General features: G+C 39.6%; 15 protein-coding genes. All 15 read right to left on the bottom strand.

Annotation, left to right across the window (positions count from 1 at the left end; genetic code table 11):
- Nucleotides 1-114 precede the first annotated feature (114 nt).
- The 15 genes from RCG21_RS11525 to RCG21_RS11455 all read right to left on the bottom strand — a co-directional run bounded on the left by RCG21_RS11525 (nt 115) and on the right by RCG21_RS11455 (nt 17,645).
- On the bottom strand, nt 115-363 hold the full coding sequence (locus RCG21_RS11525; RefSeq protein ID WP_026574896.1) for a YlmC/YmxH family sporulation protein: 249 nt from the start codon (nt 361-363) through the stop codon (nt 115-117).
- Between the two features lie 220 nt (nt 364-583).
- Nucleotides 584-1,822: a M16 family metallopeptidase gene (locus RCG21_RS11520; protein WP_133332432.1), complete on the bottom strand. Its 1,239-nt coding sequence runs from the start codon at nt 1,820-1,822 to the stop codon at nt 584-586.
- A gap of 65 nt (nt 1,823-1,887) precedes the next feature.
- Nucleotides 1,888-2,838: a polysaccharide deacetylase family protein gene (locus tag RCG21_RS11515; protein WP_133332433.1), complete on the bottom strand. Its 951-nt coding sequence runs from the start codon at nt 2,836-2,838 to the stop codon at nt 1,888-1,890.
- Between the two features lie 147 nt (nt 2,839-2,985).
- Nucleotides 2,986-5,103 (bottom strand): polyribonucleotide nucleotidyltransferase, encoded by a 2,118-nt coding sequence (pnp, locus tag RCG21_RS11510; RefSeq protein ID WP_133332434.1) that lies wholly within the window; start codon nt 5,101-5,103, stop codon nt 2,986-2,988.
- A gap of 274 nt (nt 5,104-5,377) precedes the next feature.
- Nucleotides 5,378-5,647, bottom strand: coding sequence for a 30S ribosomal protein S15 (gene rpsO / locus RCG21_RS11505; protein ID WP_026574892.1), 270 nt, complete (start codon nt 5,645-5,647; stop codon nt 5,378-5,380).
- 134 nt (nt 5,648-5,781) lie between these two features.
- Nucleotides 5,782-6,768: a bifunctional riboflavin kinase/FAD synthetase gene (ribF, locus tag RCG21_RS11500; RefSeq protein WP_133332435.1), complete on the bottom strand. Its 987-nt coding sequence runs from the start codon at nt 6,766-6,768 to the stop codon at nt 5,782-5,784.
- A 32-nt stretch (nt 6,769-6,800) separates the two neighbouring features.
- The gene (gene truB / locus RCG21_RS11495; RefSeq protein ID WP_133332436.1) at nt 6,801-7,721 is read right to left on the bottom strand and encodes a tRNA pseudouridine(55) synthase TruB; all 921 of its coding nucleotides are present in this window, start codon (nt 7,719-7,721) and stop codon (nt 6,801-6,803) included.
- Nucleotides 7,722-7,773: 52 nt separating this feature from the next.
- Entirely contained in the window at nt 7,774-8,145 is a 372-nt protein-coding gene (gene rbfA, locus RCG21_RS11490; RefSeq protein WP_026574890.1) for a 30S ribosome-binding factor RbfA, read from the bottom strand.
- Nucleotides 8,146-8,162: 17 nt separating this feature from the next.
- Complete coding sequence (locus RCG21_RS11485) at nt 8,163-8,444, bottom strand: DUF503 domain-containing protein (protein WP_133332437.1); 282 nt, start codon at nt 8,442-8,444, stop codon at nt 8,163-8,165.
- Nucleotides 8,441-10,711 (bottom strand): translation initiation factor IF-2, encoded by a 2,271-nt coding sequence (gene infB, locus RCG21_RS11480; protein WP_133332438.1) that lies wholly within the window; start codon nt 10,709-10,711, stop codon nt 8,441-8,443. Before infB ends, RCG21_RS11485 begins: the two co-directional genes overlap by 4 nt.
- 19 nt (nt 10,712-10,730) lie before the next feature.
- The gene (locus tag RCG21_RS11475; protein ID WP_026574887.1) at nt 10,731-11,033 is read right to left on the bottom strand and encodes a YlxQ family RNA-binding protein; all 303 of its coding nucleotides are present in this window, start codon (nt 11,031-11,033) and stop codon (nt 10,731-10,733) included.
- A complete protein-coding gene (rnpM, locus tag RCG21_RS11470) occupies nt 11,030-11,314 on the bottom strand; it encodes an RNase P modulator RnpM (RefSeq protein WP_026574886.1) in 285 nt (94 codons plus the stop codon). The genes RCG21_RS11475 and rnpM overlap by 4 nt, the downstream gene beginning before the upstream one ends.
- 19 nt (nt 11,315-11,333) lie before the next feature.
- Nucleotides 11,334-12,458, bottom strand: coding sequence for a transcription termination factor NusA (nusA, locus tag RCG21_RS11465; protein ID WP_133332439.1), 1,125 nt, complete (start codon nt 12,456-12,458; stop codon nt 11,334-11,336).
- 38 nt (nt 12,459-12,496) lie between these two features.
- Nucleotides 12,497-12,967, bottom strand: coding sequence for a ribosome maturation factor RimP (gene rimP / locus RCG21_RS11460; RefSeq protein ID WP_026574884.1), 471 nt, complete (start codon nt 12,965-12,967; stop codon nt 12,497-12,499).
- A gap of 352 nt (nt 12,968-13,319) precedes the next feature.
- Nucleotides 13,320-17,645: a PolC-type DNA polymerase III gene (locus RCG21_RS11455; RefSeq protein ID WP_133332440.1), complete on the bottom strand. Its 4,326-nt coding sequence runs from the start codon at nt 17,643-17,645 to the stop codon at nt 13,320-13,322.
- Nucleotides 17,646-17,904: the final 259 nt, after the last annotated feature.

Below are 17,904 nucleotides of genomic sequence, written 5' to 3'. Positions count from 1 at the left end.
TCACTTCAACATCTTATGTAGGAGAACATCAATCTGTGAGTTATTCATGATTAGTTCATAAAAAAAGCCCAAGCAAATATCCATTTGCTTGGGCTTTGAACCTTAGTCTATTCTTTATTCATCTTCATTTTCAGGAATATCGATGATAATCATGTCTGTTCCAATCTTTTTAATATGATTCCAAGGAACTCTAATTTCTTCTCCCTGTTTTCGAAAACCAAACCATTTGAGGGATGGGATGAGAAGAGCTTGAATTTGGCCCGTTCCCTCATTAATTTCAAGATCCGTTTGACCAAGGACTCCAAGTCGCTCCGCTTTTTTCACGTCAACAATTTCTTTTCCACTTAACTCACTCAGTCTCATCAATACGGACTCCCTTCACTTTCTATATTCTATTTTATAAGGGGAAGTCCAAGAATAGAACAAGAAAGCGGAAGCGCCTTGAAGAGCCCCGACAAGTGCTGGAGGCCCTGACGGTGAAGTCGTTCTTTGACTTCATCGTCAGGGCCGAAGCAACCTCGAGGGGCTAGGCGCTGGAGCTGGACTATAAAAAAAACAGTTCGAGTCCTCGAACTGTTTCTTTTTATTTTAGGCCCTTTGGAAATTCTCCATCAGGACTGATTAAGGAAACGGAAAATTGATCAGTGAAAATGGACCTTGCCATTTCATCTGCGCTTTGCTTGGTTACTTGATCAATTTGTTCAATAATTTCATCCAATGAACGATGACGTTTTAACAATAATTCGTTTTTCCCGTTACGGCTCATTCTGCTATTAGTGCTTTCCAAACTCAGCATCAAGCTTCCTTTTAATTGTTCTTTAGTATTCGTAATCTCTTTTTCGGTAATTCCATCTTGTTTTAACTTATCCAATGTTTCCTGAATGGTTTCAAATAATAAATCGAGCTGCTTAGCCCCTGTCCCCCCATATACTGTGACAATTCCACTATCTTGATAAGCGGAATGATAAGAGAAAACAGAATACGCTAAACCACGCTGCTCACGGACTTCCTGAAACAATCTGCTGCTCATACTGCCGCCAAGGACGTTATTTACGATAATTAAACTATAGATGTCCTCGTGACCAATCTTTAATCCTTCAAAACCTAAACATAAATGGGCCTGCTCTGTTTCCTTTTTTCTAGAAATCTGATTAGAATGAAAAACAGGGGTGTTTTCACGTGATTCATGGTTGCCACCAGTGTACGAGCCAAAGTATTTTTCCACTTCATTAATAAACGCATCTGAAACATTACCGGCAATTGAAATGACAACATTTTCCGGAGTATAGCGCTCATGTATATATTCTTTTAACTTTTCACCCGTAAACGTATTAAGTGTCTCTTCCGTTCCCAGGATTGGATAACCAAGCGAATGATCCTCGTATACGGCACGGCTTAATAAGTCATGAACGATATCATCAGGAGTATCTTCATACATTTTAATTTCCTCTAGGACAACATTTCTTTCTTTATTTAATTCTTCTTCTACGAAAGTTGAATTAAAAAACATGTCAGCTAATACATCTAAAGCAAATTTCGAGTGAGTATCGAGAACTTTGGCGTAATAACAAGTATATTCTTTTGAGGTAAAAGCATTCACTTGACCGCCAATACTGTCAAAGGATTCAGCAATATCTTTTGCAGACCGTGTGGTTGTACCTTTAAAAAACATATGCTCTAAAAAGTGGGAAATCCCATTAATTTCGGGATGCTCATTCCTAGATCCGGTACCAATCCATACACCAATGGCTACAGATCTAACGGTAGGAATTTGTTCTAATACAATTCTTACTCCATTTTGACAAGTGTATCTATTTATCATCGAATTCCTCCTGATTATAACAGCTCAAAACCTCATTACTTATATTTTATGCTACTCTTCCGATGTTATTTCATTATTCTTTCCTCGCTCATTAACTCTGAAACAGTACCAATTGTTAGATTTTTTTTCTCAATTAAAGTAATGAGGCGGTCAAGAGATTTAGCAGTTGACTCGGTAGGGTGCATTAAAATCATCGAGCCGTTATCAACTTTACTTATTACACGATTAATAAGGGCATCTGGAGTTGGCTTTTGCCAGTCGACAGTGTCGACGGTCCACATAACCGTTTTCATTTTTAACTGATTTGCCACCGTCACAGTCTCATTACGATAGCTTCCGCTAGGCGGAGCAAACCATTTGCATACTTTCCCAGTTGCCGCTTCAATGACTTCATTCGCTTTTATCATTTCCACTCTCGTTTGGGAGGCAGTAAGTCTCTTCATATCCGGGTGGGAATAGGAATGGTTCCCCACTTCGTGACCAGCGTCAACAATCATTTTGGCCAGATCCGGATTCTTCTTCACCCAATTGCCCTCCAGAAAAAAGCTTGTGGTAACATGATGTTTTTTTAAGGTTGCAAGCATATCCGATAAAAATTCATTTCCCCATGCTACATTAATAATAAAGCTAACCATTGGCTTATCAGGATGGCCTTTATATATAGGTGAAGGCGGTAAATCCTTTAAGTGCACTTTCGGTGAAGTTTGTGTAAAAACCAATTTCTTCTCATCAAATTGATTTTTACTTTTCATCTTCTTATAGGAGGCTGAAATATCAACCTTTAATCCATTATAACCTGGTATCGCCTTCCAAACTGGGTCAACTTTGGCATTGGAAGGTGGGACCTCATATGTAGGAGCATTTTTAACAATGCTTTCATAAAGAGGATTGGAATGTTGCTTTGAAACCATCATTGCAGAATCCTTCAGGGTATCTACATACGGATTTACAATTGGATTATTTACCGAGACCCATCCAGCCAAACAAATCAGCATAAATATAATCACTTTTTTCATCTTCCCGTTCCCCCTTCCATAAACATTATGAATAAAAGGGACAAGGTAGAACATAAAACAAGCGGACAGTTATTTACACAAAGAAAGTCAGGGGGTTCCCCTGACTTTCTTTTGTCTGGCAGCTTTGACAAGACCGGGGTTTATCCATTATCGCTGCTCTTCAGCCTTTTCTTTCTGTTCCTTTAAAACAGCTTTCCGTGAAAGGTTTACGCGGCCTTGTTTATCAATTTCTGTTACCTTGACAAGTATTTCATCACCAATTTTTACAACATCTTCTACTTTTCCAACCCGCTCTTCTGCAAGTTCAGATATATGGACTAATCCGTCTTTTCCGGCAAAAATTTCAACAAATGCACCAAATTTTTCAATCCGTTTTACTTTACCAAGGTACATTTGTCCGACCTCTACTTCACGTACAATATCTTCAATAATCTTTTTAGCCTTTTGATTCATTTCCTGATCTGCAGATGCAATAAAGATTGTTCCATCTTGCTCAATATCAATTTTAACACCAGTTTCTTCAATAATTTTATTAATTTGCTTGCCACTTGGTCCAATAACATCACGGATTTTATCCGGGTTGATTGTCATCGTTAAAATTTTCGGAGCAAATTTTGATAACTCAGCTCTTGGTTCATTAATTGTTGCAAGCATGGAATCTAAAATTTGCATTCTTCCTTTTTTCGCCTGCTGAAGTGCCTCTTCTAAGATTTCACGGGATAGACCTTCAATCTTGATGTCCATTTGAAGAGCAGTTACTCCCTTAGAGGTTCCAGCTACTTTAAAGTCCATATCGCCAAGATGGTCTTCCATTCCTTGAATATCTGTCAAAACAGTGTAATGTTCTCCGGATTTTACTAGTCCCATTGCAATTCCTGCTACAGGTGCTTTAATCGGTACACCGGCATCCATCATAGCAAGAGTACTTGCACAAATACTTGCCTGTGAAGTAGAACCATTGGATTCCAAAACTTCAGAAACCAATCGAATGGTATATGGGAAATCCTTTTCATTCGGAACAATTGGTTCAAGTGCCCGTTCTCCTAATGCACCATGACCGATTTCGCGACGACCCGGGCCGCGAATAGGACCAGTTTCTCCAACGCTAAAGGAAGGGAAATTATAATGATGCATAAAGCGTTTTTCTTCCTCAATACCTAAACCATCAAGTATTTGAACATCTCCCATTGCACCGAGTGTACAGATACTTAAAGCCTGAGTCTGACCACGTGTAAATAAACCAGATCCATGCGTACGTGCAAGTAGCCCCACCTGAGAAGATAGTGGACGGATTTCATCAATTTTACGGCCATCTGGACGAATCTTTTCCACAGTAATTAAGCGGCGAACTTCACCCTTAACAATTTTGTCAAGGATTTGCTTAACTTGTTTTAAATTCTCATCCGTTGCTTCCTGTTCTTCATATTTAGCTAAAACTTGTTTTTTCACTTCAGTTATCGCAGCTTCACGTGCGTGTTTTTCTTGAACTTGAATGGCATTAATCATATCTGCTTCACAGATTGCTCTGACTTCTGCTTCAAGTTCTTTATTAATTTCGTAAAGCGAAATTTGCATTTTTTCTTTGCCAATTTCTGCAGCAATTTTCTCCTGGAATTCAATTAAGCGTTTGATTTCGTCGTGTCCAAACATAATGGCTTCAAGCATTGTTTCTTCAGGTACTTCATTTGCACCCGCTTCAACCATGTTAATGGCATCCTTTGTACCGGCGACAGTTAAGTGGATGTCGCTCTGTTCTGATTGCTCAACAGTAGGATTAATTACAAATTCTCCATTGACACGGCCAACTACGACTCCCGCAATGGGACCCTCAAATGGAATATCAGATGTACTTAATGCCAATGACGAACCGAACATTGCTGCCATTTCAGTAGAACAGTCTTGATCCACACTCATTACAATACTGATAACTTGTACATCATTACGGAATCCGTCAGCAAATAATGGACGGATTGGACGGTCGATTAAGCGGCTCGCTAGAATCGCTTTCTCACTTGGACGGCCTTCCCTTTTAATAAAGCCCCCTGGAATCTTACCGACTGCGTATAAACGTTCCTCGTAGTTTACAGTTAACGGAAAAAAGTCAAGGTTTTTTGGTTCCTTTGAAGCAGTTGCTGTACTTAAAACTGCTGTATCACCATAACGGACAAGGACAGCACCATTTGCTTGTTTTGCTAATTGTCCAATTTCGACAGTCAGCTTGCGGCCTGCCCACTCCATGGAATAATCATGTTTCTTATGTTCCATATTGTTACCCCTCTCAGGTCAAAAATCATTTCAGAGGATGATTCGAAAAATATTTTCGCTTTAATCATCATTTTTCATATATAAAAAGCCGTAAAAAGCTTATGTTAGAAATTTCAAATATAAGAATAGTATGCACATAATTCCGCGATTTTAAATATGTATAGAGGATTCTTTATTTTTGTACAATTCTAGAGCTTATCGGGACTGGTTAAGACGTTTCCAATTTTCTTTTAAAAAGCTAACAAAAAAGCGGGAAAAATCCCGCTTCTGTTGATTATCGACGAAGACCAAGCTTATTGATTAGCACACGGTAACGTTGAACATCTTTGTTACGTAGGTATGATAAAAGATTACGACGCTTACCAACCATTTTCAACAAACCACGACGTGAGTGGTGATCTTTTTTGTGAGTACGTAAGTGCTCATTCAAATTGTTGATTGATTCAGTAAGGACAGCGATTTGAACCTCTGCAGATCCAGTATCGTTTTCATGAGTTTTATACTCAGCGATAATTTCATTTTTACGCTCTTGAGTGATTGCCATCCTAATTCACCTCCTAAAATATGAATCCCCTGTTACTGAGCAAGCGTCGGTGACTCGACTTGCCAAGCAAAGGTTTTTTAATACGTTAATAAGAATACAATGTTTCAGTCTAAAATGCAAGTGAAACCTTGATTTTAATGTAAGAAAGTGGTTGATTCACTACAATCTTCGGAGACTTTGTCGAATTTTTTAAAATAATTCAGCGCAGTTTGTTTATCTCTTTCAATTTGCGCTACCAATTCTTCAATACCCGAAAACTTTTGTTCTTTGCGAATAAATTGATGCCATTCAACCTTTACCTCTTTACCATAAATCATTTGATTAAATTCGAATAAATGAACCTCAACTGAGGGCTTTTTCGCTTCATTATTGAAAGTAGGTTTTATCCCGAGATTACATACCCCGTTGTACCACTTTCCATCTACCTTCATTCTCACCGAATAAACACCAAGCGGAGGTAATAGATATTCCTCCCCAACATCCACGTTCGCGGTAGGAAATCCAATTGTCCTTCCGCGTTTATCACCATGAATAACGGTTCCCGCAGTTGTATAGTTTCTTCCTAATAAATCGGGAAGCTCAGCTGTTCTCCCTTCTTTTAATAAATTCCTTATCCGGGTCGAGCTCACCTTTTCTTCCTTTTTGGTTAGCTTTGGAATGACTGAAAAGGTGAATTGTTCTCTTGAATGGAAAGGGATGGTTTCCATTGTCCCTTTTCCCATTCTTCCGTATGTGAAGTCAAAACCCGCCACGACATGTTTAACATTTAGGTTTATTACATATTGGTCGATAAATTCTTGCGGAAGAAGGTTGGCAAATTCCGTAGTAAAATGAATAATAAATACATAATCAATACCCATCTTTTCGAAGATGTAAATTTTTTCTGATAATGGTGTAATATAACGGACATGCTGCTCAGATTTCCCCAGCACCACGGATGGATGTGGATCAAAAGTCATGACAGCGCTCTTCAAACCAAGCTCTTTCGCCTGTCTCATTGCTTCTAAAATTACTTGTTGATGGCCAAGGTGAACTCCGTCGAAATATCCGAGAGCCATTGATAATGGCGGTAAATCACTAATGTCTGTAAAATTAGGAAAATTAAGCTTCTTTACTTCCAATTGAAACTCACTCTTTCTATACCGTACCTTGATTAATCGTGATCATTTCTTAACACTTTAACTGGTTTCATAAGTCCGGGCTTGCCTGGATGCTCTGCATAGATAGCGAGTGCCTGTCCTTCCCCAGTTTCAGTGACTATAGGTCCGTTACTATTTTTTAAATGTTCTGGAATCGGTAAAATCGCACCATTCTTTACTTTCTCTGCTACTGTATCATTAATTACGTATTTCGGCAAATGGGAAAGTGCTGATTCTAGAGGCCTTAATATTTCTTTGATCCTTCCTGTTTCCATTAAGTTTCCTATTTCATCAAAGGTTAAACAATCTTCTAACGTATAGGTTGCTGATTGAATTCTTGTTAATTTTGACATATGGGCTGGATAGCCAAGTTTTTCACCTATTGTTACTGCCAGGGTTCGGATATAGGTTCCTTTGCTGCAACTGACTCGAAATCGAAAGGATATCGTGTCTCCCGAGAATACTTCCCTATCATCAAGAAGTTCAATGGATTTGATGAAAACCTTCCGGGTTGGCCGTTCTACTTCAATCCCTTTTCTCGCATATTCATAAAGGCGGACACCATCGACCTTAACCGCTGAAAACATTGGCGGGGTCTGCTCAATTTCACCAGACAGGGATTGTAGGACTTGGAGTATTTCTTCTCTTGGAATAGAACGGTTAACTTTTTTCTCTTCAACTACTTCACCAGATGCATCCTCTGTTGTCGTAGAATACCCAATTGTTACTTCTCCCTCGTACGCTTTGCCGGCATCTGTGATATATTCTGCTACCTTCGTGGCCTTTCCAATACAAATTGGAAGGACTCCGGTTACATCTGGATCAAGTGTACCTGTATGTCCAACTTTTTTTGTCTTTAATATCTTCCTTAATTTAAATACACAATCATGTGACGTCATTCCGGCTGGTTTAAATAATGGTAAAATACCTTCCAACAAATTCACTCCCTATCAAAAAATGGATAGACAAATGTCTATCCATCGATATCTACTCTTCATCATTCTTTTGAAGTGGTTTATCTTCATGGTGTAATTGATGAAGAAGGTTTTCAATTCGATTTCCGTAATCAATGGATTCATCGAATTCAAAGATGATTTCTGGTGTTTTGCGCAGTCGAATACGGTGGCCGATTTCTGTACGAATAAATCCTTTCGCTTTAGCCAGACCCTTTAATGTATTCTCCTTTTGTTCGTCATCGCCTAATACGGATATATATACCTTTGCTTGTTGGAGATCTCCAGTAACCTGGACATCTGTAACCGTCACAAAACCAATCCGTGGATCTTTAATTTTACGTCCGATGATGTCACTCAGTTCTTTCTTCATTTGTTCTCCCACACGATTTGCTCTGTGGCTCATCACATTCACCTCTTAATCTAAAGCCATTCAATCTCGGTGATCGCTCTCTCTATCTCTGGGAACGAATCAATCAATCGTAAGGCATTCTGTAGTTCCTGTTCGGTTGAAACTTTTGCCTGGGTAACCACAACAATGGCAATTTTTGTTCTTTGCCATACATCCTGGAAATCTACCTCTGAAACAGAAACATTAAATTTTTGCCTTAACCGAGTTAGGATTCGTTGCAGAACGGAACGTTTATCCTTTAATGAATGGGCATCGTAGATGATGCATTCACATACGGCCGAGCCGATGATCATTTCCGTTCTACTTCTTCCATTACATAGGCTTCAATGATATCTCCCTCTTTAACATCATTAAAGTTTTTAATGGTAATTCCGCATTCATACCCTTGTGCAACTTCTTTTGCATCATCTTTAAAGCGTTTTAAGGCATCAATTTGCCCTTCAAAGATGACTACGCCGTTTCGAATTAAGCGAATGCCGCTGTCGCGGGTGATTTTTCCATCCGTTACATATGAACCAGCAATCGTTCCCACTTTGGAAACCTTGAAGGTTTGGCGGACCTCAGCTTGACCAATAATCTTTTCTTCAAATTCTGGATCAAGCATTCCCTTCATGGCCGCTTCAATTTCTTCAATTACTTTATAAATAATGCGATGTAGACGTACATCAACATCCTCCGCTTCAGCAGCACGCTTAGCATTTGCATCTGGACGAACATTGAAACCAATCACAATCGCGTTAGAAGCAGCAGCGAGCGTAATATCAGACTCGTTAATCGCTCCAGCACCACTGTGTATGATTTTGATATTAACGCCTTCTACATCGATTTTCATGAGCGAGGCGGCAACAGCTTCAGCTGATCCCTGAACGTCTGCTTTAATAATGACATTCAAGTCCTTCATTTCACCCTGTTTTAATTGTTCAAATAAGTTTTCTAAGCTAACACGGGACTTTTCGCCACGATGTGCGGCAAGTGCCTGTTGTGCACGAGCTTCCCCAACCTGACGTGCCGTTTTTTCGTCGTCAAAAACAACAAAGCGATCTCCAGCTTGTGGAACATCGTTAAGCCCAGTAATTTCAACAGGAGTCGATGGGCCTGCCTCTTTGACACGGCGTCCTTTATCATTTACCATTGCCCGAACACGACCAAAAGTGTTTCCTACAACAATCGGATCCCCGATTTTTAATGAACCGTTTTGAATCAGTAAGGTTGCAACAGATCCGCGGCCTTTATCCAATTGTGCCTCGATAACTGTACCTAAAGCCTTTCGGTTAGGATTCGCTTTATATTCCTCTACTTCACTGACAAGGAGAATCATTTCTAATAAATTATCGATTCCATCCCCTGTTTTTGCAGAAAGTGGTACAAAGATAGTATCCCCACCCCATGCTTCTGAAACCAATCCATGCTCTGTTAATTCCTGCATAACACGATCGGCATTTGCGGCTTCCTTATCCATTTTATTAACAGCTACAATAATTGGAACCTCAGCAGCCTTTGCATGGTTAATGGCCTCAACCGTTTGCGGCATTACACCGTCATCTGCAGCAACAACAAGGATGGTAATATCGGTAATTTTTGCCCCGCGAGCACGCATCGTCGTGAAGGCAGCATGTCCCGGTGTATCTAGGAAGGTGATTTTCTTCCCGTTTTCAACTACTTGATAAGCACCAATATGTTGGGTGATTCCACCCGCTTCTCCTTCGGTTACTTTTGTATTCCGAATAGAGTCAAGTAAAGTTGTTTTCCCATGGTCAACGTGCCCCATAATCGTAACAACCGCTGGTCTTTCTACAAGTTCTTCCGTTGGATCCTCTGTAAAATAGACCTCTAAATCGGTTGTATCGATTTTGATTTCCTCTTCAACCTCAACTCCATATTCACTTGCAATCAATTCAATCGCATCTTTATCTAATACTTGGTTGATTGTCGCCATAACACCAAGTAAAAAGAGCTTCTTGATGATTTCAGAAGGCTCACGGTATATTTTTTTAGCTAGCTCTCCAACAGTCAAAGATTCGCTAAAGGTAATTTTAGCCGGTAGCTCTTTTTCTTTCTTCTTTTGTGGCTGTGCTTGTTGAACAGGTGTATGGTTCTTTTTACGATTGTTATTATTATTGCGATTTTGATTATTATTAAAAGGTTTTTTATTACCTTTTCCTGAATTGAAAACTTTGTTTTCCTTTGATTGGAATTCTTGGTTTTGCTTTTTACCTTCAGCCGTTTTTGGAGGAGAGACAACTTTTACCTTACTAGGAGCAGCGTTTTTTGAGTCATCATCATCAAAAGCCTTTGGACTTGTTTTACTCTGCACCTGTGGCTTCTCTCCCTGCTGTTGTGGTCTTTGATTTGAACGATTCTGCTGTTGCGGTTTTGTTTGTTTCTGTTGTGTATTGCTTGTGTTTTTGTTAAAGGTTACGTCAAGTTTTACTATATCTGCATCTTCAATTGTTGCCATATGGTTAGAAACCTCTATATTCATTTCTTTTAATTTTGTAATTACATCTTTACTTGAAACATTATGTTTCTTTGCATATTCATAAACACGTATTTTACTCATTTTTTCACCCCCGCTAAAATTAATCGAGCAACGTTACCAGTTTTTTAGCAAATCCATCATCCAAAACAGCTACAACTACGCGGGCTTCTTTACCAATTGCATGGCCAAGAAGATGACGATTTTCCACTATTTTCAATGGAACTTCATACGATTTACACTTGTCTGAAATTTTTTTGGTTGTATTTCCAGATGCATCTGCTGATAATAAAATGAGCTTTGCGCCTCCACTCTGAATCTGTTTGACGGTAAGCTCCTCACCCGATGTGATCTTACGTGCTCGATTGGCTAAGCCAAGCAATGACATCCATTGTTGCTGGTTCATTTGGATAGTCTGTTCTCCTTCTCTATCAGCTCTAGTAGTTCTTCATACAATGATTCTTCTATAGAAACCTGTAGGTGGTTAGATAAGATGTTTTTCTTCTTGGCTTGAAGGACAGCTTCCTTGTCCTTTGAAAGATATGCACCCCTGCCTGATTTTTTCCCGGTCAGGTCGATGGAGACATCTCCTTCCTGTGAGCGAACGATGCGAACGAGTTCTTTTTTGGGCTTCATTTCACCAGTTGCCACACATTTACGCATTGGAACTTTTTTACGCGTGTTCACGATCATTCACCTCCACCAATTAATCTAATTCATCTTCGAATTCGAAATGATCGTCTTCGACTTGATCATCAAAAAGTCTGATTGTTTCTTCACGTGGATAAATTCCTATATCACGTGCTTCGGTTTCTGATTTAATATCAATTTTCCATCCCGTTAACTTCGCTGCCAGTCTTGCGTTTTGACCGCGTTTACCAATTGCAAGGGAAAGTTGATAATCTGGGACAACTACTGTTGTTGCTTTATCCGCTTCATTTACCATAACATCCAAAACTTTAGAAGGACTTAAGGAATTAGCAACAAAGACAACAGGATCATCTGACCATTTTACGATATCAATTTTTTCACCTTTTAACTCATTCACAACTGCTTGAACACGTGTTCCTTTTGGTCCGACACAAGAACCCACCGGATCAACCTCAGCATTATCGGAATGAACGGAAATTTTGGAACGATCTCCTGCCTCGCGGGCAACGGATTTAATTTCAACCGTTCCATCGTAGATCTCAGGTACTTCGATTTCAAACAAGCGTTTGAGCAATCCCGGATGTGTACGAGATACAAAGATTTGCGGTCCTTTTGTTGTTTTTTCTACCTTTGTAATAAATACCTTGATACGATCATGTGGTTTATAGCGTTCATTTGGCATTTGTTCGTTAACCGGAAGCAATGCTTCAATTTTGCCAAGGCTTACATAGATAAACTTAGAATCCAGTCTTTGAACGATACCTGTCATGATATCTTCTTCACGATCAATAAATTCAGAATAAATAATACCTCTTTCAGCTTCTCTAACACGCTGTGTCACCACTTGCTTTGCTGTTTGAGCTGCAATTCTCCCAAAATCTTTAGGTGTTACTTCCATTTCAACTACATCTTCTACTTGGTAATTTGGATTAATTCTTCGTGCATCTTCAATTGAAATTTCAAGACGCGGGTCAAATACTTGATCCACTACCTCTTTTCTAGCAAAAACCCTCATTGATCCTGATTGTAAATTCAAATCAATTCTCACATTTTGTGCCTGATTAAAATTACGGCGATATGCTGAGATAAGTGCCGCTTCAATCGCTTCGATTAAAACATCTCTGGAAATTCCTTTTTCTCTTTCCAGTATGGTAAGAGCATCTAATAGTTCGCTGCTCATTTTCTTGTATCCCCCTAACCATTATTTAAATTTCTCAATTATGAAAAAGAAACAGCCAGTCGTGCATTTGCAATCTTTTCATAAGGAATTTCAATGTTTTTTTTGCGAGTTTTTATTTTTACCTCTATGATGACGGTCTGCCCATCAAACGCTTGTAATAGACCCTCAAAGCTTTTTTCACCATCAATAGGTTCATATGTTTTTATGAATACATTTTTTCCAATTGCTTTTTCAAAGTCCTTACTTTTTTTCAAAGGACGTTCAGCACCGGGTGAAGATACTTCAAGGAAATAATTATGGGGAATCGGATCCAATTCATCGAGTTTTTCACTAAGACGTTCACTCACTACTCCGCAGTCTTCAATATCGACTCCGAGATCTTTATCAATATATATGCGGAGAAACCAGCTTTTTCCTTCTTTTACATACTCAATCTCGACTAACTCCAAACCAAGTTCTTCAAGGATTGGTTCTGCTAGCTTTTCTACTACTTCAGTTACTTTGCTCATGCTTAACCTCCTTTTACCGACTTTTTTCACCCATATTATATGTAGTTCACGGAAAGTTTTATCAATTTACCCTATTTACAAACAAGAAAGAGTGGGTTGCCCCACTCCTTGATTCGAGAGTATTTCTTAGTATTTCCAATAAAACTATACCATAGTCACTATATATATGCAAACAAGAAAAGCGGAAGCGCATTCGGAACAAGCACAGCTTGTTCCTGCGATGATTATTCTTTGAAGCTTTCCTTAGTGATCAGCCTCAGGCATAGCATAAGACGAGCCGGCGAGAAGGTTACTCTTTACCTTTTGACGGATCGGCTGTAGACCATAGGGGCTAGGCGCTGGAGGTAGACATCTAGAAAAGCGACAGCTGGTTTTGTTCTGGCAGGGATCCAAGGCAGCCTTGTTTGTCCAAATATTCAAGAATGGTCTTGGATACTTTTCCACGCTGCTGCAGGTCTTCTTTCGATAAAAATTCGCCTTCTTCCCTTGCCTTTACAATACTCCAAGCAACGTTTGTTCCTAGACCAGGGATAGAATTAAACGGTGGAATTAATGAATCTCCCTCTATAATAAACTCTGAGGCGGAAGATTTGTATAAATCAATTTTCTTAAATGAAAATCCTCTTTCCGTCATTTCTAAAGCTAATTCAAGAACAGTCAAAAGGTTTTTCTCTTTATTTGACGCCTCAAGTCCCTTTGCATTGATTTCCTCAATTCTTGCCCGAATAGCTTCTGAACCGCGGGCCATTGCTTCCACATCGAAATCCTCAGCACGGACAGTGAAGTAGGCTGCGTAATAAAGAAGCGGCAGATGTACTTTAAAAAAGGCAATCCTTACGGCCATTAATACATATGCAGCAGCATGGGCTTTCGGGAACATATATTTGATTTTTTTGCAGGAATCAATGTACCATTCCGGAACTTCATTTTTGCGCATTTCTGCTTCCATTTCTTCACTTAAGCCTTTCCCTTTACGAACGGATTCCATAATTTTAAAAGCAAAAGACGGATCAAGTCCTTGGTAAATTAAATAGACCATTATATCATCACGACAGCCGATAACTTCACTAAGCGTACAAGTTCGATTATGAATTAGTTCTTGGGCATTTCCTAACCATACATCTGTCCCGTGGGATAGACCGGAAATTTGAACAAGTTCAGAAAAGGTTGTCGGTTTTGTATCTTCAAGCATTTGCCGAACGAATCTTGTTCCAAATTCCGGGATACCCAATGTTCCGGTTTTACACATGATTTGCTGTTCGGTTACCCCGAGTGATTCGGTTCCACTAAAAATCTTCATCACTTCCGGATCATCAGTCGGAATCGTTTTTGGGTCAATTCCGCTAAGGTCCTGCAGCATCCTGATTACGGTTGGATCGTCGTGTCCGAGTATATCAAGCTTTAGTACATTATCATGTATCGAATGGAAATCAAAATGAGTGGTCCGCCACTCTGAAGTTTTATCATCTGCTGGAAACTGGATCGGTGTAAAATCATATACATCCATATAATCTGGAATAACAATAATCCCACCCGGGTGCTGACCCGTGGTCCGTTTTACTCCTGTACATCCGGAAGCCAGTCTTTCAACCTCTGCTCCCCGAATTTGGAGATTATTATCCTGTTGATATGCCTTAACATAGCCAAAAGCCGTTTTATCGGCAACTGTTCCGATTGTTCCAGCACGATAGACATATTCCTCACCGAAAAGCACCTTTGTATAGTTATGTGCGCGCGGCTGATACTCACCGGAAAAGTTCAAGTCAATATCCGGAACCTTATCCCCTTTAAAGCCAAGGAAGGTTTCAAACGGAATATCATGTCCATCTTTTCGGTATTTCCCTCCGCACTCAGGGCAATCTTTATCAGGTAAATCAAATCCGGAACCAACCGAACCATCATTAAAGAACTCGGAATGTTTACAGGTTGGACAAATATAATGTGGCGGAAGTGGGTTTACCTCGGTAATCTCCGTCATAGTTGCAACAAATGAGGAACCGACCGATCCACGTGAACCAACAAGGTATCCATCATCAAGCGATTTTTTAACGAGTTTATGCGAAATCAAATAAATTACGGCAAACCCATGGCCAATGATACTTTTTAATTCTTTTTCCAAACGGGCTTCCACTATTTCCGGAAGCGAATCACCATAAATTTTACGAGCCATGGCATAACTCATTTCTCTCATTTCGTCATCTGCGCCTTCAATTTTTGGCGTGTATAAATCATCTTTAATTGGTTTAATAACATCAATCATATCGGCAATTTTATTGGTATTCGTTACAACAATTTCCTTAGCCTTTTCCGCACCTAAAAATGAAAACTCATCAAGCATTTCATTCGTCGAGCGGAAATGAACATCTGGAAGCTGGTGACGGTTAAGTGGATTTGCACCACCTTGAGAGTTAATTAATATTTTTCGATAAATTTTATCGTTTTCGTTTAAATAATGAACATTTCCCGTTGCAACAACGGGGATACCCAACTTATCTCCAAGCTTAACAATGTTCCCAATAATTTCTTCAAGCGCCTTCTCATCTCGGATTAATTCCATTTCGATCATTGGCGCATACACAGGTTTTGGCATTACTTCAAGATAATCATAAAACTGAGCAAAGGCTTCTACCTCTTCAGGGGATTTTTGCATCATCCCTTCAAATACTTCCCCTTTATTACAGGCGGAACCAACAAGGATTCCTTCGCGATATTTTTGAAGAACGGAGCGAGGTATACGAGGCACCCTGTAATAGTACTCAATATGTGCAATAGAAACTAATTTAAATAAATTTTTTAAACCTACTTCAGTTTGTGCTAGTAGGGTGCAGTGATATGGACGTGCTCTTTGATAGGCATTTCCTTTCCCCATGTTGTCATTGAACTGATCATGATATTCAATACCCTTTTCAAGTGAATCCTTAAGCATTTTTAGCAATAAATAGCCTGTTGCTTCCGCATCGTAAATAGCACGGTGGTGCTGGGTTAATTCAATATCAAACTTTTTCGCCAGCGTATTTAGGCGGTGATTTTTTAGTTCAGGATATAGAAAACGACCGAGTTCCAGCGTATCGATTACCGGATTTTTCGCTTTTTCTAGACTAATATTTTTGTAGCCGACATTCAGGAAGCCCATATCAAAGGATGCATTATGAGCGACAAGGACAGCATCTCCAACCCAGTCATGGAAATTGCGGATGACTTCCGCTACCTCTGGTGCATTTTCGACCATATCATCCGTAATACCGGTCAAATTAATCGTTGTTGCTGATAAACGATGATGTGGATTTGCAAATGACTCAAAGCGGTCAATAATTTCCCCATCATGTATTTTTACAGCAGCAAGCTCGATGATCGTATCATATACAGCTGAAAGCCCCGTGGTTTCTACGTCAAAAACTACGTAGGTATCTTCAGCCAAAAGCCGATGTGCGTCATTATAAGCAATCGGGACGCCGTCATCAATTAGATTGGCCTCAATTCCATATAAAATTTTAATGTCATTCTTTTTACCTGCACCGAATGCCTCCGGAAAAGATTGAGCAACTGCATGATCGGTAACAGCAATTGCTTTGTGGCCCCATTTTTTCGCCTGAGCAATAAGGGTGCTTACAGGTGTAACGGCATCCATTTGACTCATCGGAGTATGAAGATGGAGTTCTACACGCTTCTCATCTTCTGGAGCAGTGTCTTTCCGGCCTGCTGGTTTTATTTCATTTATATCATTTCCAATCATCACAAGATCACGGACGAATGTGTCATTCTGGATACTTCCTCTAACCTTTACCCACATTCCTTTTTTAACATGTTGAAATAGGGCTGCATCCTCTTTATCTCTCGAGAACATTTTAACCATGATTGAACTTGTATAATCTGTAACTTTAAAGGTTAGCAGGGTACGTCCGCTTCTAAGTTCTCTCGTTTCAGCATCAAAAATGTACCCTTGAACAGTTACTCTTCTTTCCTCATCAACAATATCAATCATCGTGCGGTAATCTTGATCATCCTTAATTGTAAGACCAATTGTAAGCGGACCTTGCGGAATATCACCGTTCGATTGCTCTTTTTCCGCTTCCTTCCTCTGTAGCTCTACGAGTGCTTGAAGCCCGCGTTCCTGGTCTTCTTTTTGTTTAGCTTGTAAAAATTTTTCATATTCATCGTTCTTTTCTAGACTTTGGACATTCGTTTCAATTGTTAGAACTGGAAAGCCAAAGGATTGATAAATCTTGCTGATCACACCTCCATATTTTCGTGAAAGTGCAAGACCCTCGGTTTCATTTCGTACTGAAAGCGATACTTTATTCCCGTTAATCGTCGGGATTTGTTCATTTAATAGCTTTAATAAAGGCGGAGCAATGCCATCAATCTGCTGGATACAATGGTTCCAGTACTCTAATAATAAATCCGGTGAAAAGGTTTGCTCGGTAACATTTATCTCATACGAAATACGGGCAATATTTGAAAATGTTCTTTCCAATTGGGTCGTAAAGCGGATATATACATTGTAGGGAAGGATTTTTTCTAATAGAAATTGAAAATGCCACTTACGGGCTTTTTTTTCGACGATTAGTTTTTCAATTTGTGCATTTGGAAATTGTGCTACCACAGCATCTTCTTGCATTTGCAGCTGCTGGAGCAAGAGTAAGAATCGCTCTTTACTGCCTAAGGCATTTTCGCTCATCATTCTCTCTCCCATCTATCTTTAATCTCTATTGTCTTTTATTCAAAGGCTCTGTTAAACCTGGTTGTTGATTTCCGCTCCAGGCACTTCGCTTTCCGTGGGCGGTTCGGGGAGCCTCCTCGTCGCTTCGCTCCAGCGGGGTCTCCCCTGTCCCGTACTCCCACAGGAGTCTTCGTGCCTTCCGCTCCAATCAACGCTGTTCAAAATCAACATTGTCCTTTAACACAGCCTATTCAAAAAATAATTATATCATATCAAC

Origin of the sequence: Bacillus salipaludis, from assembly GCF_030938565.1 — a bacterium.
In the GTDB taxonomy this organism is placed as follows: domain Bacteria; phylum Bacillota; class Bacilli; order Bacillales; family Cytobacillaceae; genus Neobacillus; species Neobacillus salipaludis_A.
The sequence above is the reverse complement of the archived record's forward strand: the minus strand, read 5'-3'. Positions and strand labels throughout refer to the sequence as shown.